The sequence below is a fragment of the Streptomyces sp. NPDC005728 genome, assembly GCF_040630895.1.
Classification (GTDB): domain Bacteria; phylum Actinomycetota; class Actinomycetes; order Streptomycetales; family Streptomycetaceae; genus Streptomyces.
The window spans coordinates 93518-114762 of record NZ_JBEXYL010000003.1; the positions used below are offsets into that span (position 1 = coordinate 93518).

Below are 21245 nucleotides of genomic sequence, written 5' to 3' on the forward strand. Positions count from 1 at the left end.
GGCGCTCCTCCCCGGCTGCCCCACGGACAGGTGCAGCCGCGCAGTACAACGATACGCACGGTGACCGGGAGACGCCGGAAACAGGTCAGCCTGTTCCAGCCGCGTACGCCTGTCCGACCCCCCACGCCTCCCACATCGCCCCCGCGAACGCCTCCGCGATCCGGTGCTCCCCGCTCGCGTTGGGATGCGTCCCGTCGTACGTGTCGGCGTGGATGTCGTACGACTCCGGCGGCGAGGCCAGCAGGAGCGGCGACCGGGGCTCGTCCAGGTCGGCGACCGTCTTGGCGAGCAGGACGTTGAACCGGTCCACCTGCTCGGCGAAGGAGGCGTCCGCCGCGGCCCGGATGTTCGGGATCACCGGCAGCAGCACCATGCGGATGCGCGGGTCGGCCTCACGGGCGCCCGCGACGAAGGCCCGTACGTTGTCCGCCGTCTGCTCGGCGTTGGTGTAGAAGCCCAGGTCGATCAGGCCGAGGGAGACGAGCAGCACGTCGGCCCTGTGCTTCCGTACCGCCTCCCCGATCAGCGGGGCCATGTGCAGCCAGCCCTCGCCCCAGCCGGCCAGGTGGGAGCGGGGGAAGCCGGGTTCGGCGTACGCGTACGACGTCGGCGCCTCGGCCGTCTTGTCGTACAGCTCCTCGCGCGGGCCGACGAAGGTGAACGCGCAGCCGTACGAGTCGCACAGGTGTCGCCACAGCCGGTAACGCCACGTGTGCTCGCCCGCGCTCCCGATCGTCATGGAGTCGCCCACGGGCATGAACCTAAGCATCCGGTCATGATGGACGATCACGGAGGTGCGTGGGGTGTGAGGCCCACCACGCCCCGTGAACGCGCCCCGGGGATGGCAGGCTTGGTGCATGCGCCGACCGTTCGCCCTGCTCGCCGGGGTCCTGCTCGCGGGTGCCTGTGTGCTGCCCGCCTCCGCCGCCGGTGGTGACCGTGCCGGTGACCAGGGGTTCACCATCAAGGACCCCCGGATCACCGAGTCCAGCGGCCTGGCCGCCTCCCGTCTGCACCCCGGCATCTACTGGACGCACAACGACAGCGACGACGGGCCGTACCTCTACGCCGTGGACAGCGCGACCGGGAAGACCGTCGCCACGCTGACCCTGCGCGGTGTCGGCTCCCCGCGCGATGTCGAGGCCATCTCGATCGGGCCGGACAACCAGATCTACGTCGGCGACATCGGAGACAACCTCGACGGCAAGTGGCCGTACGTCTGGATCTACCGGCTGCCCGAGCCGAAGGTGCTGAAGGACCGGACGGTCACGGCGGCGCAGTACGTCGTGAAGTACTCCGACGGAGCGAGGAACGCCGAGTCGCTGGTCGTGCATCCCCGGACCGGGCGGGTCTACATCATCGACAAGAAGGAGGACGGCGGGCATCTGTACGAGGGACCCGCGCACCTCTCCACGTCCGGCGCGAACATCTTCGAGCCCGTCGCCCCCGTCGACCTCTGGGCCACCGACGCCGCCTTCTCGCCGAACGGCCGGCGGCTGGTGGTCCGGGGGTACTTCGGCGGCATCTCCTACGACTGGAACGGCGGGACGATCAAGCGGGTGGGCCGGCTCGACGTGCCCCTGCAGGGGCAGGGGGAGTCCGTCACGTACTCCGCCGACGGGACCAGGCTGATGTACGGCAGCGAGGGGGCCGACAGCGCGGTGCAGGCGGAGGACGCACCGGCCGGAGGAGGGGCGAGCAAGACGCCCTCCAGCGGCGGAAGTTCCGCTTCCGGTGACGGCAACAGCGGCGCCGGCAGCGGGAGTTTCAAGGTCGGCGCCGTCATCGTGGCCGTCGGCGCAGCCGCCCTCTTCGGCCTGCGGCGGCTGCGGCGCAGGGGCTGAACCGGCGGGCGCCGACGGTCTTGACGTGCGCGCACGCGGCGCAGGCGGACGCCACCTCCGGAGCCGGCTACTGGCACACCGGCGGCCGGCAGATCCTGGACGCGGCCGGGCAGCCGGTGCGTATCGCCGGGATCAACTGGTTCGACTTCGAGACCCCGTCCAGGGGCTGACGTCCCTCCCGGCGGCCAGTCCGCGCTCCGGGGGTCGCCCGGAACCGCGACCGTGCCGGGCGGCCCCCTCTACGATGAGCGGCGTCGGTGGTCGTCGAAGGGGGAGTCGAGCCTGTTGGAGATCACCATCACGTGCGGCGAGGGTTCTGCGGACGCGTCCTCGCTGCACCGCTGGCTCATGGCGGAGCGGACGTTACGGGGGCACGCCGTGGTCTCCGTCCGGCCCGCCGTGCAGGAGCAGGGGCAGATGGGCGGGGCGCTGGACGTGGTGAACGTCGTGCTCAGCAACGGCATCGCCCTGGGTTCCCTGATCACCGCTGTGCTCACCTGGCGCAGCTCACGACCGCGGCCGCCGCGGCTCACGTTGGAACGCGACGGTTCGCTCGTCACCCTGTACGACGGCTCACCGGAACTGGTCGAGCGGATCCTGCGGGAGTGGAACGCGGCCGGGGGGCCCGACGCGACCACTGATCCGCCCGCGGCTGCGCCCCTCGATCCGCCCGCCGTGAACGCAGACGGCGAGTAGCTGTGGACGAGGCCGTACTGTCCGATCCGACGCGCTCCCAGGCGGTTCTGGTGGGCGTGCACGGCTACACCGTTCTGGAGGACCTTCCGTCGGTCGCCGCTAATCTCGAAGGGCTTCGCACGGCGTTCACCGATCCCGCTGTGTGGGGGCTGGCCGACGACGCCTGCACGGTGATCGCGCAGCCGGCCACGGCCGGCCACGTGCTGGACACGGTGCGGGAGAAGGCCCGCCTGGCCAAGGACACGCTGGTCGTGTACTACGCGGGGCACGGCCTGACGGACCCGCACACGGACGAGCTGTACCTGGCGCTGCCCGACTCGGACCCGGAGCGCGCATACACCTCGCTCCGGTACGAGTACCTGCGGCGGACCCTGCTGGACCCCTCGGCGTCCGCTCAGCGCACCGTGCTCATCCTCGACTGCTGCTACAGCGGACGTGCCCTGATCGGGCAGATGAGCGCGAGCGCGCATGTCGCCGACCGGGCCGTGGTGGACGGAACCTGTGTGATCACCGCTTCCGCGGAGACCCGCCCCGCGCTGTCGCCGCCGGGAGAGACGTACACCGCGTTCACCGGCGAACTCGTCACGACCTTCACCGAAGGCGTCGCCGGTCGCCCTGATCCGCTCGACATGGACTCCCTCTACCGGCACCTCTACCAGAGGTTGCTGGCCAAGGCGCGGCCGTTGCCGCAGCAGCGGAACCGTAACGTCGGCGGTCTGATAGCGATCGCCCGTAACCGGGCCGTTCCGGTTGCGCCGGTGACGGGCGAGCCGGGCGGTGCGAGCGGTCAGGGCAGCGATGCGCAGGCGTCGGCCGCCCGGCAGAGCGACGCCGAGAAGCGGCTTGCCGAGATGGAGGCCAGGACCGAGCGGTTGCGCCGGGAGACCGAGGAGCTGCGGCAGTCGGAGCTGCGCGCCCGGCAGACGCTGGAGACGGCTCAGCGACTCGCCAAGGCCGTCGGGGCCGTGCCGGAGCCGGATTTCGCGCCGTTCTGGTTCGCCGTGCCGGTGCCTCGTCCGCTCATGAGCGAGGACGGGTCGATGGCATTGGTCGCGGAACTGGCGACAGGGAACTGGTACTTGGCGGTCGAGCGACGCGGTGATGCCCTCGTGGCCCAGGCCGGGGACGGCAGGCGGGGAATCCTGCTCGACACCGGGGGAATCCAGCACGGGACGACATCGACGTCCGGTGCGGCGAAGGAGGCTGCGGGCTCCGGCAGTGCCGCTGCGAAGAGGTCGAGGCAGATGAGCGCCCGGGCGCGCATCCGGGAGAACCTGCACAGTGCCGAGCAACTCGCCAAGGCCGTCGGGGCCGTGCCGGAGCCGGATTTCATGCCGTTCTGGTTCGCCGTGCCGGTGTCTCGTCCCCTGGTGAAGGAGGACGGCTCGTCGGTGACCCCGTTCGCGGAACTTGTGCCCGGGACCTGGTACCTGGCCGTCGATCAACGCGGTGCCGCTCTGATCGCGCAGACCGAGGACGGCAGCCGCGGGCTCCTGCTGGACACCAGCGGCATCCAGCGGGGTTGAAGAAGGGCGCCCGGTGCGACACCGGGCGCCCTCACTGTCGTACGAGAACGACTACAGCTTCTCGATCACGTAGTCGATGCACTTCGTCAGGGCCTCGACGTCCGCCGGGTCGATCGCCGGGAACATCGCGATCCGCAGCTGGTTGCGGCCGAGCTTGCGGTACGGCTCGGTGTCCACGATGCCGTTGGCGCGCAGCACCTTGGCGACGGCGGACGCGTCGATCTCGTCCGAGAAGTCGATCGTGCCGATGACCTGGGAGCGCTTGGCCGGGTCGGAGACGAACGGGGTGGCGTACTTGGACTCCTCCGCCCAGGTGTAGAGGCGGGTCGAGGAGTCCTTCGTACGGGCCGTGGAGAAGGCCAGGCCGCCCTGGCCGTTGAGCCACTCCAGCTGCTGGCCCAGCAGGAAGAGGGTGGCGAGGGCCGGGGTGTTGTACGTCTGGTTCTTGCGGGAGTTGTCGATCGCGGTGGGGAGCGAGAAGAACTCCGGGACGTGACGGCCGCTCGCGTGGACGCGCTCGGCGCGCTCGACGGCGGCCGGGGAGAAGACGCCGATCCACAGGCCTCCGTCGGAGGCGAAGGACTTCTGCGGGGCGAAGTAGTAGACGTCGGTCTCGGCCACGTCGACGGGGAGGCCGCCCGCGCCGGAGGTGGCGTCCACGAGGACGAGCGCGCCCTCGTCGGCGCCGGCCACGCGCTTGATCGGCATGGCGACACCGGTGGAGGTCTCGTTGTGGGTGAAGGCGTAGACGTCGACGCCCGCCTCGGCCTGCGCCTCGGGGTGGGTGCCGGGGTCGGTGGCGATGACGGTGGGCTCGGCCAGCCAGGGAGCGAGCTTGGCGGCCTTGGCGAACTTCGAGGAGAACTCGCCGAAGCTGAGGTGCTGGGACTTGTTCTCGATCAGTCCGTGGGTGGCGATGTCCCAGAAGGCGGTCGACCCGCCGTTGCCGAGGACGACCTCGTAGCCCTCGGGGAGGGAGAACAGAGAGCTGATGCCCTCGCGGACCTGGCCCACCAGGTTCTTGACCGGGGCCTGGCGGTGGGAGGTGCCGAGCAGGGAGCTTCCGGTCGCGGCGAGCGCGTCGAGCGCCTCGGTGCGCACCTTGGAGGGGCCCGCGCCGAATCGTCCGTCGGCGGGCTTGATGTCAGCGGGAATCTGGATGTCGGCCACGAGTCGGAGGGTATCCGCTACGCGAAACGGGACGGAACCGTGTCCGTCCGATGAGACAAGATCGCCAAGCCGTGGACTTGTGAGGTTGTACGACGAAAAATGGGACGCTGTGGAAAAGTCACGGTGACTGTGTGTGATCGGATGCATGCTGGACCCATGACGGATCACGCGGGTCTTTCCGGACTTGAGGCGGAGCTGCGCGAGGTCGTCCGGGGTGAGGTCGGCTTCGATGTCACCGCCCGGGCGCTCGTGACCATGGATGCGTCCAACTACCGGCGTGTCCCGGCGGGAGTGGTGGCCCCGCGGGACGCCGACGACGTGGCGGCGGTGCTGGAGGTGTGCCGCGCACGCGGAGTGCCGGTGGTGGCGCGTGGCGGGGGCACGTCGATCGCGGGGCAGGCCACCGGCACGGGCGTGGTGCTGGACTTCACCCGTCACATGAACGGCCTGCTGGAGCTGGACCCGGGCACGCGCACGGCCGTCGTGCAGCCCGGCCTGGTCCTCGACCGCCTCCAGGAAGCCGCCGCCCCGCACGGCCTGCGCTTCGGCCCCGACCCGTCCACCCACAGCCGGTGCACCCTCGGCGGAATGATCGGCAACAACTCGTGCGGCTCGCATTCGGTCGCCTGGGGGACCACCGCGGACAGCGTGCGGGAGCTGTCCGTCATCACCGCGCGCGGGCAGCGGCTGCGGCTCGGGCAGGGCTGGGGCGGCGCTCCGGACGGGCTGCGTGCCCTCGTGGAGGGCGACCTGGCCCGCCTGCGCACCGGCTTCCCGGACCTGCCCCGCCGCATCTCCGGGTACGCCCTGGACGCCCTGCTGCCCGAGACAGGCGCCGACGTCGCCCGTTCCTTCTGCGGCTCCGAGGGCACCCTCGGCATCCTGACCGAGGCGGTCGTACGGCTGGTGGAGGCCCCCCGCGCGCGTGCCCTCGCGGTGCTGGCGTACGGCGACGAGGGCGGGGCCGCCGAGGCCGCGGCGGGGCTGCTGCCGCTCGGGCCGCTGACGGTGGAGGGCATGGCGGCCGACCTGGTGCGCTCGCCGGCCGGGCTGCCCGAGGGCGGTGCCTGGCTGTTCGTGGAGACCGGCGGGGAGACGGCGGCCGAGGCACGCGCGCGTGCGGAGGCGATCGTCCGCGCGGCCGACGTCGTCGGCTCCCTGGTGGTGACGGACCCGGTCGCCCAGCGGGCTCTGTGGCGCATCCGCGAGGACGCGAGCGGTACGGCGACCCGGACGCCGGACGGCAGCGAGGCCTGGCCCGGCTGGGAGGACTGCGCGGTGCCGCCCGCCCGGCTCGGCGCCTACCTGCGTGACTTCCGCGCCCTGCTCGCCGCCCACGGCCTGCGCGGCACACCGTACGGCCACTTCGGCGACGGCTGCATCCACGTCCGCATCGACTTCGACCTGCTCACCGAGGCGGGCGTCGGCCGCTTCCGGCGCTTCTCCGGGGAACTGGCCGACCTGGTGGTCGCCCACGGCGGCTCGCTGTCCGGGGAGCACGGTGACGGCCAGGCCCGCGCGGAGCTGCTGCCGCGGATGTACGGCGCGCAGACGGTCCGGCTCTTCGAGCGGGCCAAGGCGGTCTGGGACCCCGACGACCTGCTCAACCCCGGCATGCTGGTCCGCCCGGCCCCGCTGGACAGCAACCTCCGCTTCGCCGTCCTGCCCCGCCGCCCGGTGGACGTTGTCTTCGGCTATCCGGCCGACGACGGCGACTTCCGCGCGGCCGTCCGCCGCTGCGTCGGCGTCGCCAAGTGCCGTACGAGCACGGCGGCCGGACCTGCCGTGATGTGCCCCTCCTTCCGGGCGACCGGAGAGGAGGAGCACTCCACGCGCGGGCGGGCGAGGCTGCTGCACGAGATGCTCGCGGGCGAGCTGGTCACGGACGGCTGGCGGTCCACGGAGGTCCGGGACGCGCTGGACCTGTGCCTGTCCTGCAAGGGCTGCCGCTCGGACTGCCCGGTCGGCGTCGACATGGCCACCTACAAGGCCGAGTTCCTCCACCATCATTACGAGGGCCGCCGCCGCCCCGCCGCTCACTACTCCATGGGCCGGCTGCCGATGTGGCTGCGCTGGGTGGCACGGACCCGCACGGCCCCGCTGCTCAACAGGCTCGTGTCCGTGGGGCTGTTCGCACGAGCCGGGAAACGGCTGGTCGGGATCGCGCCGGAGCGGGAGATCCCGGAGCTGGCGAGGGAGCCGTTCACCCGGTGGTGGCGCGGAAGGAGGCCCGCCGGCTCGGCTTCCGGAGACCTGGTCGTGCTGTGGCCGGACACCTTCACCGAGCATCTCTCGCCGTCCGTAGGCCGGGCCGCCGTCCGCGTGCTGGAGGCGGCCGGCCTGCAGGTGGCACTCCCGCCCACCCTGCACCTGCGCGGCCCTGCCCTGGCCGACGGAAGGTCGAGGTCCCCGCTCTCCCTGCTGACGGCCCGCCGGGGCAACGTCTGCTGCGGGCTGACGTATGTCTCCACCGGCCAACTCGACCGTGCCCGCGCGGTGCTGCGCCGCACCCTGGACCTGATGGAGCCGGTGCTGCGGGCCGGGGTCCCGGTCGTCGTCCTGGAGCCGAGCTGTGCGGCCGCCCTCCGCACCGACCTGCCGGAACTGCTGCACGACGACCCGCGCGCGGCCCGGCTGGCGTCGGCGGTCCGCACCTTCGCCGAGGCACTTGAGCAACACGCCCCCTACTGGACCCCGCCCGCCGTGAACCGCCCGGTCGTCGGCCAGACCCACTGCCACCAGCACGCGGTCCTCGGCGACACCGCCGACCGCAGACTGCGCGAGTCCGCGGGCCTGACCGGCGAACTGAGCGGCGGCTGCTGCGGCCTGGCGGGCAACTTCGGCTTCGAAAAAGGCCACTTCGAGGTGTCCAAGACCTGCGCGGAGGAGCAGCTCCTGCCCTCGGTAGGGGGCAGGACCGAAGCAACGGTGGTCCTGGCGGACGGCTTCTCGTGCCGGACGCAGTTGGAGCAGTTGGCCGGGGTGCGGGGGCGGCACTTGGCGGAGGTGCTGGCCGAGGGACTGGAGAAGGAAGCGGAGATGGGCAAGTGACCGAGGAATACGGCCGGTTGGCGGTTCTCTCCGACATCCACGGAGTACTCCCCGCCCTGGAGGCCGTGCTCGCGGAGCCCGAGGTGGTCGCCGCCGAGCGGATCGTCCTCACCGGGGACATCACGGCGGGCCCGCAGCCGGCCGAGGTGCTGGACCTGCTGCGCGCGCAGGGCGACCGCGTGCTGTGGGTCGGCGGGAACGCGGACCGGGAGCTGGTGGAGTACCGGCGGGGCGAGCGGACGGAGATACCGGACCCCATCGGCCCCTTCGCCGCCCGGGCGCTCCGCGAGGACCAGGTGGACTTCCTCGCCGCCCTGCCCAGGACGCACACCCTGCGCGTCCGCGGTCTCGGCACGGTCCTGTTCTGCCATGCCACCCCGCGTGACGACGAGGAGGTGGTGCTGGTCGACTCCCGTCCCGAGCGCTGGGCCGAGGTCTTCGCCGGCCTCGGCCCCGACAACGGCACGGTCGTCTGCGGCCACACCCACATGCCCTACGTCCGCCTGGCTCACGGCCGGCTGGTGGTGAACCCCGGCAGCGTGGGCATGCCCTACGGCCGTTCGGGCGCCCACTGGTGTCTCCTCGGGCCCGGCGCCGACCTGCGTGTGACGTCGTACGACATCCCGTCGGCGATCACCCGGCTCACCGCCGAGTGCGCCTACCCGGACATCGCCGAGTGGGCCGACTTCTACCTCAACGCCCGTGTGACGGACACGGAGGCGCTGGCGGTGTTCGGACCCAGGGACGGCAGGGGCTGACTTCGCCGGCGGCCCGGATTCGTAAGGCGGCTCTCAGGTTCATAAGAGAATTCTCAGGTTCGGGGGCGTCCCTCAGGAATCGCAAAGGTACTCACAGCGCCCCTTTGCCTTTTTTGCCGTTCGGTCGCCCGGGTGGCGTGTAGGTTCTTCGATGTCGGGTTCCGGACGCGGAATTCACGGACCACAGAACTGCGAAACTCTAGGAGTCGGAATGAGCTTCAAGAAGCTTGCCCCGCTGCCCCCCAAGCCCAAGTCGAAGCAGCTCCCGCCGCCGCCGAAGCCGAAGCCGAAGAAGCACGCGCACAAGCCGCTTCCCAAGCCGCTGCCCGGCCGGGACCAGTGATCCGAAGCTGATCAGAAAGGGGTCGATGGTGCACCGTCGGCCCCTTTTCCCATGAGTTTCTGAATTTTGGCGGGACGAGTGATGGAAAGCGGAGGGAACGTGAATGGAAATCGATCGGATCGATGAGGACGAGGAACTCGAACACGAGGACACCCCGACCATTCCGGCCCGCACCGCGTTCCGCCGTTTCTGGCCGCTGACCAGGGGACTGCGCCGCTGGCTGGTCCTCATCTGGGTGTGCACGGTGCTCGCCGCGCTCGCCGAGACCGCGGCCATCCTGCTCTTCAGCGACCTCACCGACCACGCCCTGCAGAAGGGCTCGCTCGCCGCGTTCTGGAGTCCGGCCGTGCAGTGGCTGGGCATCGCCGTGGTCGGCGCGCTCGTCGCGTACGCGGGCAACTCCCTGGCCGCGTGGGTGACCGAGCGCTTCGTGATGCGGCTGCGCGAGCACGTCTTCGACCATGTGCAGCAGCTGCCCCCGCACTTCTTCCAGAGCCACCGCCAGGGCGATCTGCTCTCCCGGCTGACCAGCGACGTCGAGGCGATCGAGACGATGGTCGTGTCCGGTCTGGTGGGCGCCGCCTCGGCTGCTTTCTCCGCCCTCTTCTACGCGGCCGCCGCGTTCTGGCTGCGCTGGGACCTGGCCGCCGCCACCTTCGTCCTCGCGCCCCTGTTCTGGCTGGCCGCCCGCCGCTTCTCCGGCTCCATCAAGGACGTCTCCCGCGAGGGCCGGGTCGCCGACGGGGCCATCACCTCCGTGGTCGAGGAGTCCCTCGGCAACATCGTGCTCACCCAGGCCTACGACCGCCGGGACGCCGAGCGCCGGCGGCTGCGCGAGGAGGCGAACGCCTGGTTCCGCGCCTCGGTCCGCTCGACCCGGCTCAACGAGGCCTACGAGCAGCTCGTCCAGGTCATCGAGACGGTCTGCGTGCTCGCGGTGATCGGCATCGGCGCCTGGGAGATCTCCACCGGCCGGATGACACTCGGCCAGCTGCTCGCCTTCGCCGCGTTCCTCGGCTACCTCTACCCGCCGGTGCGCGGCCTGGCCCAGCTCGGGCTCACGGTCACCGCGGCCACGGCGGGCGCAGAGCGGCTGATCGAGATCCTGGACGTGAGGCCCTCGGTCGCCGACCCGCGGCGGGGCACGGAGTACGGCCGCCCGGACGGCACGGTCGAGGCCCGGGACGTCTCCTTCCGCTACCCGGGCGCCGACCGCACGGCCCTCGAAGGGCTGTCCTTCACCGTCAGCCCCGGCGAACTGGTGATCATCACCGGCCCGAGCGGCGCCGGAAAGTCCACGGTCTCCAAGCTCCTGCTCCGCTTCTACGACCCGGACGCCGGCGAGGTCCTGCTGGACGGCGTACCCCTGCGCGACTTTCCGCTGGCCCGGCTGCGCGAGTACGTCACCCTGCTGCCGCAGGAGACCCTGGTGCTGCACGACACCGTCCGCGCCAACATCGCCTGCGGCCGGCCCGGCGCCAGCGACCAGGCGATCGAGGAGGCGGCGCGGGCGGCCGACGCCCACGACTTCATCGTCCGGCTCCCCGATGGCTACGACACCAGGGTCGACCCCCACTCGGCCCGGCTGTCCGGCGGCCAGCTCCAGCGCCTGGCCATCGCCCGCGCCATCCTGCGCGACGCCCCGGTGCTGGTCCTGGACGAGCCGACGACCGGCCTGGACGCGATGGCCGCCCGCAGGGTGGTCAAGCCGCTGCGCCGGCTGATGGCGGGCCGTACGACGATCATGATCACCCACGACCTCAACCTCGCCCCGGACGCCGACCGGATCCTCGTCGTGGACCGCGGGCGCATCGTCGAGGCGGGCCGCCACGAGGAACTGCTCGCGCGGGGCGGGGCGTACGCGCGGCTGCACCGCTCGCAGAACAACGCGTCCATGGACACCGGCGAGCTGCGCCTGCCCCTGTTCGAGGAGGCGCAGGCCCCCGCGCCGGCGCCTGCGTATGCATACGCGCCGGGTTATGGGGAGCAGGGCTACGCCCCGTACGCCGCCGCCCCGTACGCGGCCGACCCCACTTCCTGGCCCCAGCCTGTGTACGAGGCCCCCATGTCGGTCCCCACCACACTCCCCGACGGGCACCCCCTGTTCCGGGACGAGGAGCCCTGGCCCGGCATCTGACCGCGGCGCATCTCACCATCCAGGACAGTTACGTAAAGGGTTCACACTCCTGACGGGGTCCATTACCCTGGACTCGGTAGTACATCGAGATGAACATGACTCGATCCGAGCCAGCCCCCAGGACCGCCCGTGAGCACCGACAGCGCCACCGCACCCTCGACGCAGCATGCGCCCGTACCCGCGGGTGGCGCCCCGCACCGCTTCGGCTCGCTCGGGCCCGTCGGGCTGGTGCTGGCCGGCGGGATCTCGGTCCAGTTCGGCGGGGCGCTCGCAGTGACCCTGATGCCGAGGGCGGGCGCGCTCGGCGTCGTCACCCTGCGGCTCCTCGCCGCGGCCGTGGTCCTTCTTCTGGTCTGTCGCCCCCGGCTGCGCGGCCACTCCCGCAGCGACTGGGGCACGGTCGTCGTCTTCGGCATCACCATGGGCGCGATGAACGGCCTCTTCTACGAGGCCGTCGCCCGTATCCCGCTCGGCACCGCGGTCACCCTCGAAGTGCTCGGGCCGCTGGCCCTGTCCGTCCTGGCGTCCCGCCGCGCGGTCAACGCGGTGTGGGCGGGCCTGGCTCTCGCGGGCGTCTTCCTACTGGGCGGCGGAGGCTTCGGCGACCTCGACCCCATAGGTGTCGCCCTCGCCCTGGGTGCCGGCGCCATGTGGGCGGCCTACATAGTCTTCAGTGCCCGTACGGGCCGCCGCTTCCCGCAGGCGGACGGACTGGCCCTCGCGATGGCCGTGGCGGCCCTGCTCTTCCTCCCCGTGGGCATTGCCGAGGCAGGCACCCGGCTCCTCGACCCCACCACCGTCGCCCTCGGCTCGGCGGTGGCCCTGCTCTCCTCGGTGCTCCCGTACACGCTCGAACTCCTGGCCCTGCGCCGCCTGCCCGCCCATACCTTCGCCGTCCTCATGAGTCTGGAGCCGGCCATCGCGGCCACCGCCGGGTTCCTGATCCTCGGCCAGGCCCTGTCCGCCACGGAGGCCGCAGCGATCGCCCTCGTCATCGCGGCGAGCATCGGCGCGGTGCGGACCCAGGTGGGACGCGGCAAGGCGCCGGTCCGAGCCCCCGAGGCCTGACCGCCCCCTTCGGGCTCAGCCGGCGGGCTTCTCCCGCCCGCGGATCTGCGCGCTCCAGGATCCGCTGCCGCTCCGGCTCCCCGGCTGGAGCATGATCGAAATGCGTCTCGAACTTGATCGACAGTCCTCGCGCGAAAGGGGAAAAGCCGGACACGCCCATGGCCCTGGCCTGACTCTGTGTTTCGAGCAAGAACACCGAAGAAAGGCTGCTGGATGAACTACACAGGGGGGAGCGGCTCACTCGCCGCAACGGGGGCCGGGGCCATCACGATCGGGGGGATCGCTTTCCAGCAGCTGTGGCTGCTGGGCCTGGCGGCCGTCGTGGTCGGCCTCGGTGCCGTGCTCGTCCGCACGTCGTTCCGCCGGGGGAAGGCGGTACACGAGCGATGAACACGATCCGGGTGCGCCGTACCCGGACCCGCATTCTGGTGGGGGCCGCCCTCTCCGTGGCGGCCCTCTCCGTCTGGCTGGTCCGGCACATCTACTCGGGCATCAGCACATGGGAGGGGCACGGGCAGCACTTCGCAACGGTGTACGCCCTCGCGTTCCTGCTGCTCATGTGGCAGTGCATGCTCTACTTCTGCGAGCGGCCGAGGAAGGTGACGCCCGAGCAGCAGACACAGCTGGACGCGTTGCGGGTCACCGTACCCGTGCCGGTGCGCAACGAGGGCCCCAACGCCTTCAAGGCCTGCCTGGCGTCCATCGTCGATCAGACGCGCCTTCCGCACTGTGTGGTCGTGGTGGAGAACGACAACTCCGTCGACTACACGGCGGTCCGTTCCTGGTTCGAGGGTGTGTGTGCGGAGCGGGGTGTCCCCCTGCTCTGGGAGAGCACGCCGGTGCCGGGCAAGCGCCACGCACAGGGCATGGCCCTGGCGGCCGCACAGCGGGCCGGAATCGTCACGGACGTCTACGTCACCGTGGACTCCGACGCCAACCTGGACTGCGAGGCGATCGCGGAGATCCTCAAGCCCTTCGCGGACCGTGCGATCCAGTCCGTGGCCGGCATCGTGCTCGCCTCCAACCTGCGTGGCAACGTGAACGCCAAGGGCGAGCGCAGGCGCTGGCGGGACGCGCTCGTCCGGCTCACCGACCTGTGGTTCGTGGTCGGGCAGCTGGTGGACCGATCGGCGCAGTCGGCCCTGGGCGGTGTCCTGGTCAACTCCGGTGTGCTGGCCGCCTACCGGGCCCACGTCGTCGAGGACAACCTCGACGGCTATCTCAACGAGACCTTCCTCGGCCGGAAGGTCGAGTTCTCCGACGACTCCATGCTGACCATCTACGCCCTGCAGCACGGCAAGGCGGTCCAGCAGCCCACGGCCTTCGCCACCACCCTGATGCCGGACAACTTCTCGCAGCTCTTCCGCATGTACACCCGCTGGATGCGCGGAGCCTTCATCCGGACGTTCTGGCGCTTCCGCTACCTGCGGCTCAACAACTACGCCTACTGGGGCCACCTCATCGGCTGGATCCAGATGGCGCTCTCCACCGTCATTTTCGTCGCCCTCTTCCTGTACCTGCCGCTCGTACGCGGTGTCTGGGCATGGGAGCTGCTCCTCATCCCCGTTCTCGTGGGATACGGCCAATCGCTCAGGTATCTGAGCTTCCGGCGGAGCGACGACCCCTTCGCCGCCCAGCTCCTGACGTTCGCGGCGGCGCCGGTGGCGCAGATCTTCGCGTTCACCGTCTTCCGCGTGGTCCGCTGGTACGCCATGGCGACGTGCTACCGCACCGGTTGGGGCACGCGGCAGCGGGTCGAGCTGGATCTGGCGCCCACCGGTTGAGACGTTCGGTCGAGAATGCAGGGCGGGCGGCCCCGAGGGCCGGGCCCCCGCCCAGCACCCGTCCCGACGACACGAGAAGAACAGCATGGGTAAACAGCGCATGACCGTCTGCATCCAGCCGCCTGGTGGCCCTGCCGGCCCCGACGCCCTGCGCCGGGCGATCGGGGAGGCCATGGCGCCGTACTGCTACGACCGGGAGGACATTCCTCACCCCGGCTGGGTGGGCGAGTGGGACTACTGGTTCATCTCCGGCGCCAACTGCGGCTTCGTGATTCTCCCTGGTCACGAGGACGACCCACGGCTGGTCCGGTACGACGAGTGGAAGGAATCGTCGGAGGAACTTCCCTGGGACCGTTGCCACGGCGGGCCTCGAGCCCTCCTCGACCTGGACGCCGACCGGGTGACCGCCGCGCAGGAGGCAGCCGGGCGGTGGGACGACTGGTCACGGTTCGCCGCCGGCCACCCGCCGGCGTTGCCCGCCGGCCACTACCTCGACCGCGCATATCTCGATCCCGTCGGCTACCCCGAGCAGCGCGCCCGGGCCGAGTACGCCGCCCAGCCGCTGATCCGGGCCATGTCCGAGGACCCTGAGCTGCGGGAACGGTTCCCGTACGATCCGATCGCCTTCTTCGGCCCCGACCGGGACGAGTTCGTGGCGGACTGCGTCTCGCGGGTGCTGCCAACGCCCGCACTGCTCACGCTGGACGGCCGGTGGATCGAGGAGGGCGGGCCGGAGTACCGCCGGTTGTTCAACACCTACCTCGACTCCCTGCCGCCCGAGACGATGGTGGTCAGGGTGCTGTACCACTCGTAGGCGCCGCCGCCGTACGCCGCAGCCCCTGTCTCAGCCCTGCGCCGGTCACCGGCGGAGGGCTGATTCGGTCGGGCTGCGGCCACAAATTAATGCAAGCATGCTTGATTGTTTCTTCCCTCGCTGCCATGCTCCCCCTCATGGCCGACCCGACGCCCGTCATCGACGACCTGCGTGCCGAGAGCGACGAACTCGACCAGCTCGTGGCCGAGTTGAGTCCCGACCAGTGGGCTCTGTCCACTCCCGCGCCCGGCTGGACCGTCGCCCACCAGATCGCGCACCTCGCCTGGACCGACCGCTCCGCGCTGCTGTCCGTCACCGACGCCGACGGCTTCCGGACGCTGGTCGAGAAGGCGCTCGCCGCCCCCGACTCGTTCGTGGACGAAGGGGCGGAGGAGGGCGCACAACTCCCGACCGCGGAACTGCTGGCGTCGTGGCGTACGGGACGCACCGCCCTCGACCGCGCCCTGCGCACCGCACCACCCGGCGCCCGCTTCCCCTGGTACGGCCCGCCCATGTCCGCCGCCTCCATGGCCACTGCCCGTCTCATGGAGACCTGGGCCCACGCACTGGATGTCGCCGACGCTCTGGGTGTGGCGTACCCACCCACGGACCGGCTCCGGCATGTGGCCCGGCTCGGGGTGCGCACCCGCGACTTCGCCTACACCGTCCACGGCCGCACCCCGCCTGCGGACGAGTTCCGCGTGGAACTGACCGCACCCGACGGTGAGATGTGGACGTTCGGCCCCGAGGACGCCCGCCAGCGCGTCACCGGCTCCGCCCTCGACTTCTGTCTCCTGGTCACCCAGCGCGCCCACCGCGCCGACCTCGCCCTGACGGCCGTGGGCCCGGACGCCGACAGCTGGCTCGACATCGCGCAGGCCTTCGCGGGCCCGCCCGGCACCGGCCGCCCGCCGAAGGAGGACCCGGCATGACGGTCCTGCGCATCGGCAACTTCTCGGGCTTCTACGGCGACCGCGCCGACGCCCTGCGCGAAATGCTCACCGGCGGCGAGGTCGACGTCCTCACCGGCGACTACCTCGCCGAACTCACCATGCTCATTCTCGGCCGCGACCGCCTGAAGGACCCGGCCGCCGGATACGCTCGCACCTTCCTGCGCCAGTTGGAGGACTGCCTGGGCCTCGCGCACGAGCGCGGGGTGCGGATCGTCACCAACGCGGGCGGCCTCAGCCCGGCCGGACTCGCCGACGCCGTACGGCAGTCAGCCGAGCGGCTCGGCATCCCGGTGCGCGTCGCGCACGTCGAGGGCGACGACCTGACCGGCGCCCACCCCGGCGCCCTCGCCGCCCACGCCTACCTCGGCGGGTTCGGCATCGCCGAGTGCCTGCGGGCCGGCGCGGACGTCGTGATCACCGGCCGGGTGACCGACGCGGCGCTCGTCACCGGGCCGGCCGCCGCCCACTTCGGCTGGCAGCCCGGGGACTACGACCGCCTCGCCGGTGCCGTCGTGGCCGGTCACGTGCTGGAGTGCGGGACGCAGGCGACCGGCGGGAACTACTCCTTCTTCGGCGAGGGGGACGTACGCCGCCCAGGCTTCCCGCTCGCCGAGATCCACGCGGACGGCACCAGCGTCATCACCAAGCACCCCGGCACCGGCGGCTTCGTCGACGTCGGCACGGTCACCGCGCAGCTGCTCTACGAGACCGGCGGCGCCCGCTACCTCGGCCCCGACGTCACGGCCCGCTTGGACACCGTACGGCTGAGCCAGGACGGGCCGGACCGGGTACGGATCGAGGGCGCGCGCGGAGAGGCTCCGCCGCCGACGCTCAAGGTCGGTCTCAACCGGCTCGGCGGCTTCCGCAACGAGGTCGCCTTCGTCCTCACCGGGCTCGACATCGAGGCCAAGGCGGCCCTCGTACGGGAGCAGCTGACCGACGCGCTCGCCAAGGCGCCGCCCGCCGAGGTGCGGTGGGAACTCGTCCGCACCGACCGGGCCGACGCGGACACCGAGGAGACGGCCGGCGCCCTGCTGCGGCTCGTCGTACGGGACCCGGACCAGCAGGTCGTGGGGCGCGCACTGACCGGAGCCGCCGTCGAGCTGGCCCTGGCCAGCTACCCCGGGTTCCATGTGCTGGCGCCACCCGGAAAGGGCGCGCCTTATGGGGTCTTCGAGGATGTGTATGCGCCCCATGGTGCCGTCGACCATGTGGCCGTCCTCCACGACGGACGCCGTATCCCTGTGCCCCCGCCCCAGGAGACAGGCGCCCTGGCCGATGTACCGCAGCCACCCCTGCCCGAGCCCCTCCCGGCCGGACCGACCCGCCGGGCGCCCCTCGGCCTGGTCGCCGGGGCCCGCAGCGGGGACAAGGGAGGAAACGCCAACGCAGGGGTGTGGGTGCGGTCGGAGGAGGCGTGGCGGTGGCTCGCGCACGAGCTGACCGCGGAAAGGTTCCGGCAGCTGATCCCCGAGAGCCGCGACCTGCCCGTCACCCGGCACGCCCTGCCCCACCTCCGTGCCCTCAACTTCGTCGTCGAAGGCATCCTCGGCGCCGGCGTCGCCGCCCAGCACCGCTTCGACCCGCAGGCCAAGGCCCTCGGCGAATGGCTGCGCTCCCGCCACCTGGACATACCGGAGACCCTGCTGTGACGGTCCTTCCCTCCGCCCTGGACACCAACGGCCCGGACTACCTGGCCCACCGCGAGGCCATGCTCGCCAAGCTCGCCGACCTGGAGACCGAGCACGCCAAGACGCTCGCGGGCGGCGGCGAGAAGTACGTCGCACGGCACCGCAAACGCGGCAAGCTGCTCGCCAGGGAGCGCATCGAGCTGCTCCTCGACCCGGACACCCCGTTCCTGGAGCTGTCCCCGCTGGCCGCCTGGGGCAGCGACTACACGGTCGGCGCCTCCCTGGTCACCGGGATCGGAGTGGTCGAGGGTGTGGAGTGCCTGATCACCGCCAACGACCCGACCGTGCGCGGCGGCGCCAGCAACCCCTGGAGCCTGAAGAAGGCCCTGCGCGCCAACGACATCGCGTTCGCCAACCGGCTGCCCTGCATCAGCCTGGTGGAGTCGGGCGGCGCCGACCTGCCGTCCCAGAAGGAGATCTTCATCCCGGGCGGCGCCATCTTCCGGGACCTGACCCGGCTGTCGGCGGCCGGCATCCCGACCGTCGCCGTCGTCTTCGGCAACTCCACCGCCGGCGGGGCCTACATCCCCGGCATGTCCGATCACGTGATCATGGTCAAGGAGCGGGCGAAGGTGTTCCTCGGCGGGCCGCCGCTGGTGAAGATGGCGACCGGCGAGGAGAGCGACGACGAGTCCCTGGGCGGCGCGGAGATGCACGCGCGCGTGTCGGGCCTCGCCGACTACTTCGCCGTGGACGAGCAGGACGCGCTGAGGCAGGCGCGACGGGTCGTGGCCCGCCTCAACCACCGCAAGGCGTACGAGGATCCGGGCCCGGCGGCCCCGCCCAAGTACGACCCGGAGGAACTGCTCGGCATCGTCCCGGGCGACCTGAAGACCCCGTTCGACCCACGCGAGGTCATCGCCCGCCTGGTCGACGGCTCCGACTTCGACGAGTTCAAGCCGCTGTACGGCACGAGCCTCGCCACCGGCTGGGCGAGCCTGCACGGCTACCCCGTCGGCATCCTGGCCAACGCCCAGGGAGTCCTCTTCAGCGAGGAGTCGCAGAAGGCCGCCCAGTTCATCCAGCTCGCCAACCAGCGCGACATCCCGCTCCTCTTCCTGCACAACACCACCGGCTACATGGTCGGCAAGGAGTACGAACAGGGCGGGATCATCAAGCACGGCGCGATGATGATCAATGCGGTCAGCAACAGCAGGGTCCCGCATCTGTCGGTACTCATGGGGGCGTCGTACGGCGCCGGGCACTACGGCATGTGCGGGCGGGCCTACGACCCCCGCTTCCTGTTCGCCTGGCCCAGCGCCAAGTCGGCCGTCATGGGCCCGCAGCAGCTCGCGGGCGTCCTGTCGATCGTCGCCCGGCAGTCGGCCGCGGCGAAGGGACAGCCGTACGACGAGGACGCGGACGCGGCCCTGCGCGCGATGGTGGAGCAGCAGATCGAGTCCGAGTCGCTGCCTGTGTTCCTGTCCGGGCGGCTGTACGACGACGGCGTCATCGACCCGCGCGACACCCGCACCGTCCTCGGCCTGTGCCTGTCCGCCCTCCACACCGCCCCCTACGAGGGCGCGCGCGGTGGCTTCGGCGTCTTCCGGATGTGAGGCTCATGATTTCGACTCTGCTGGTCGCCAACCGGGGCGAGATCGCCTGCCGGATCTTCCGCACCTGCGGTGAGTTGGGAATCCGGACGGTCGCGGTGCACTCGGACGCGGACGAGAAGGCCCTCCACACGCGCGTGGCGGACACCGCGGTACGGCTGCCGGGGGCGACGCCCGCGGAGACGTACCTGCGCGGCGACCTGATCGTGAAGGCGGCGCTGGCCGCCGGCGCGGACGCCGTGCACCCCGGGTACGGCTTCCTCTCCGAGAACCCCGAGTTCGCCCGTGCCGTCCTCGACGCCGGCCTGGTCTGGATCGGGCCGCCTCCGGAGGCGATCGAGGCGATGGCGTCCAAGACCCGCGCCAAGGAGCTGATGGGGATCGCGCCCCTGGACGCGGTCACCGAGGCGGACCTGCCGGTGCTCGTGAAGGCGGCCGCGGGCGGCGGGGGGCGCGGGATGCGTATCGTGCGCCGCCTGGAGGAGCTGAGCGCCGCACTGGAGGGCGCGCGCGCCGAGGCGGCGAGCGCCTTCGGTGACGGCGAGGTCTTCGTCGAGCCCTACCTCGAGCACGGCCGCCACGTCGAGGTGCAGATCCTCGCCGACACCCATGGAACGGTCTGGCCGCTCGGCACCCGCGACTGCTCCCTCCAGCGCCGCCACCAGAAGGTGATCGAGGAGGCCCCGGCGCCGGGTTTGACTTCCCGACTCACCGAGGAGCTGTACACCCTGGCCGTGCGCGCCGCCCGGGCCGTGTCCTACGTGGGCGCCGGCACCGTCGAGTTCCTGGTCGCCGACGGCAGAGCCCACTTCCTGGAGATGAACACCCGCCTCCAGGTCGAACACCCGGTGACAGAAGCCGTCTTCGGTCTCGACCTGGTGGCCGAACAGCTCCGCGTCGCCGAGGGCCACCCCCTCCCGGCCGACCCGCCCCGCGCACAGGGCCACGCCGTGGAGGCCCGCCTGTACGCCGAGGAGCCTGCCCGCGACTGGGCCCCGCAGACCGGCACCCTGCACCGCCTCGCCGTACCCGCGGGCGTCCGCCTCGACACGGGCTACACCGACGGCGACAGCATCGGCGTCCACTACGACCCGATGCTCGCCAAGGCCGTCGCCCACGCCCCCACGCGCGCGGAGGCGATCCGCAGACTCGCGGGCGCACTGGAGCGCGCCGCGCTCCACGGCCCCGTCACCAACCGGGACCTGCTGGTGCGCTCACTGCGCCACCCCGAGTTCGCCGACGGCCGCATGGACACCGGCTTCTACGACCGTCACCTCGCCGAACTCACCGAGTCCGCCCCCGACCCGTACGCCCCCCTGGCCGCGGCCCTGGCCGACGCCCACGGCCGCTCCCGCTTCGCCGGCTGGCGCAACCTGCCCTCGCAGCCGCAGGTCAAGCGGTACGAGATGGCGGGCGAGGAGCACGAGGTGCACTACCGGCACACCCGCCAGGGTCTCGCGGCCGACGGAGTGCGGGTCGTGCACGCCGGCGCGCGTCTGGTCGTACTCGAAGTGGACGGCGTACAGCGGCGGTTCGAGGTAGCTCGCTACGGCGAGCGGGTCCATGTCAACGCCGCCGCCCTGACCGCCCTGCCCCGGTTCCCCGACCCGACGGCCCAGCTCGCCCCCGGCTCCCTGGTGGCCCCGATGCCGGGCACGGTCGTACGGATCGCCGAGGGGCTGACCGAGGGCGCCGCCGTAGCGGCCGGACAGCCCCTGATCTGGCTGGAGGCGATGAAGATGCAGCACCAGATCTCGGCTCCGGTCACCGGAACCCTCAGCGCCCTGCACGTCACGCCGGGGCAGCAGGTGGAGCCAGGCATGTTGCTCGCCGTAGTGCAGGAAACCTCTTCCTAGG

General features: G+C 71.6%; 18 protein-coding genes. 16 read left to right on the plus strand and 2 right to left on the minus strand.

The genetic code is table 11. The features are described from left to right. Window positions 1–85: 85 nt before the first annotated feature. Entirely contained in the window at window positions 86–769 is a 684-nt protein-coding gene (locus tag ABZ471_RS03655; RefSeq protein ID WP_359061975.1) for an SGNH/GDSL hydrolase family protein, read from the minus strand. A gap of 88 nt (window positions 770–857) precedes the next feature. On the opposite strand from ABZ471_RS03655, the gene ABZ471_RS03660 reads away from it, so the two are divergent. From ABZ471_RS03660 to ABZ471_RS03675, 4 genes are all read left to right on the plus strand, one after another. After that, entirely contained in the window at window positions 858–1844 is a 987-nt protein-coding gene (locus ABZ471_RS03660; protein ID WP_359061977.1) for a WD40 repeat domain-containing protein, read from the plus strand. Window positions 1845–1864: 20 nt separating this feature from the next. After that, a complete protein-coding gene (locus tag ABZ471_RS03665) occupies window positions 1865–2014 on the plus strand; it encodes a hypothetical protein (protein ID WP_359062287.1) in 150 nt (49 codons plus the stop codon). A gap of 115 nt (window positions 2015–2129) precedes the next feature. Further along, on the plus strand, window positions 2130–2540 hold the full coding sequence (locus tag ABZ471_RS03670) for a hypothetical protein (protein WP_359061979.1): 411 nt from the start codon (window positions 2130–2132) through the stop codon (window positions 2538–2540). A 2-nt stretch (window positions 2541–2542) separates the two neighbouring features. After that, window positions 2543–4066 carry a caspase family protein gene (locus tag ABZ471_RS03675; protein WP_359061981.1) on the plus strand — a complete coding sequence of 508 codons (1524 nt, stop codon included), beginning with the start codon at window positions 2543–2545 and terminating at the stop codon, window positions 4064–4066. A gap of 51 nt (window positions 4067–4117) precedes the next feature. Here ABZ471_RS03675 and serC read toward each other — a convergent pair whose 3' ends face one another. Continuing rightward, window positions 4118–5236 (minus strand): phosphoserine transaminase, encoded by a 1119-nt coding sequence (serC, locus tag ABZ471_RS03680; RefSeq protein ID WP_359061983.1) that lies wholly within the window; start codon window positions 5234–5236, stop codon window positions 4118–4120. Between the two features lie 156 nt (window positions 5237–5392). On the opposite strand from serC, the gene ABZ471_RS03685 reads away from it, so the two are divergent. The 12 genes from ABZ471_RS03685 to ABZ471_RS03740 all read left to right on the plus strand — a co-directional run bounded on the left by ABZ471_RS03685 (window position 5393) and on the right by ABZ471_RS03740 (window position 21244). Continuing rightward, window positions 5393–8287 (plus strand): FAD-binding and (Fe-S)-binding domain-containing protein, encoded by a 2895-nt coding sequence (locus ABZ471_RS03685; RefSeq protein WP_359061985.1) that lies wholly within the window; start codon window positions 5393–5395, stop codon window positions 8285–8287. Beyond that, window positions 8284–9045 (plus strand): metallophosphoesterase family protein, encoded by a 762-nt coding sequence (locus ABZ471_RS03690; protein ID WP_359061987.1) that lies wholly within the window; start codon window positions 8284–8286, stop codon window positions 9043–9045. Before ABZ471_RS03685 ends, ABZ471_RS03690 begins: the two co-directional genes overlap by 4 nt. A gap of 211 nt (window positions 9046–9256) precedes the next feature. After that, window positions 9257–9388, plus strand: a complete 132-nt coding sequence (locus tag ABZ471_RS03695) for a hypothetical protein (protein WP_359061989.1) — start codon at window positions 9257–9259, stop codon at window positions 9386–9388. Between the two features lie 103 nt (window positions 9389–9491). Next, complete coding sequence (locus ABZ471_RS03700) at window positions 9492–11525, plus strand: ABC transporter ATP-binding protein (protein ID WP_359061991.1); 2034 nt, start codon at window positions 9492–9494, stop codon at window positions 11523–11525. Between the two features lie 129 nt (window positions 11526–11654). Beyond that, window positions 11655–12593, plus strand: coding sequence for an EamA family transporter (locus tag ABZ471_RS03705; RefSeq protein WP_359061993.1), 939 nt, complete (start codon window positions 11655–11657; stop codon window positions 12591–12593). 213 nt (window positions 12594–12806) lie between these two features. Next, window positions 12807–12983 carry a hypothetical protein gene (locus ABZ471_RS03710; protein WP_359061995.1) on the plus strand — a complete coding sequence of 59 codons (177 nt, stop codon included), beginning with the start codon at window positions 12807–12809 and terminating at the stop codon, window positions 12981–12983. Further along, entirely contained in the window at window positions 12980–14377 is a 1398-nt protein-coding gene (locus ABZ471_RS03715; protein WP_359061997.1) for a glycosyltransferase, read from the plus strand. Before ABZ471_RS03710 ends, ABZ471_RS03715 begins: the two co-directional genes overlap by 4 nt. 85 nt (window positions 14378–14462) lie before the next feature. After that, entirely contained in the window at window positions 14463–15191 is a 729-nt protein-coding gene (locus tag ABZ471_RS03720) for a hypothetical protein (RefSeq protein WP_359061999.1), read from the plus strand. A 137-nt stretch (window positions 15192–15328) separates the two neighbouring features. After that, the gene (locus ABZ471_RS03725; RefSeq protein WP_359062001.1) at window positions 15329–16123 is read left to right on the plus strand and encodes a TIGR03084 family metal-binding protein; all 795 of its coding nucleotides are present in this window, start codon (window positions 15329–15331) and stop codon (window positions 16121–16123) included. Beyond that, window positions 16120–17796: an acyclic terpene utilization AtuA family protein gene (locus ABZ471_RS03730; RefSeq protein WP_359062003.1), complete on the plus strand. Its 1677-nt coding sequence runs from the start codon at window positions 16120–16122 to the stop codon at window positions 17794–17796. Before ABZ471_RS03725 ends, ABZ471_RS03730 begins: the two co-directional genes overlap by 4 nt. Then, a complete protein-coding gene (locus ABZ471_RS03735) occupies window positions 17793–19391 on the plus strand; it encodes a carboxyl transferase domain-containing protein (protein ID WP_359062005.1) in 1599 nt (532 codons plus the stop codon). Before ABZ471_RS03730 ends, ABZ471_RS03735 begins: the two co-directional genes overlap by 4 nt. 5 nt (window positions 19392–19396) lie before the next feature. Then, the gene (locus ABZ471_RS03740; protein WP_359062007.1) at window positions 19397–21244 is read left to right on the plus strand and encodes a biotin carboxylase N-terminal domain-containing protein; all 1848 of its coding nucleotides are present in this window, start codon (window positions 19397–19399) and stop codon (window positions 21242–21244) included. Window position 21245 lies beyond the last annotated feature (1 nt).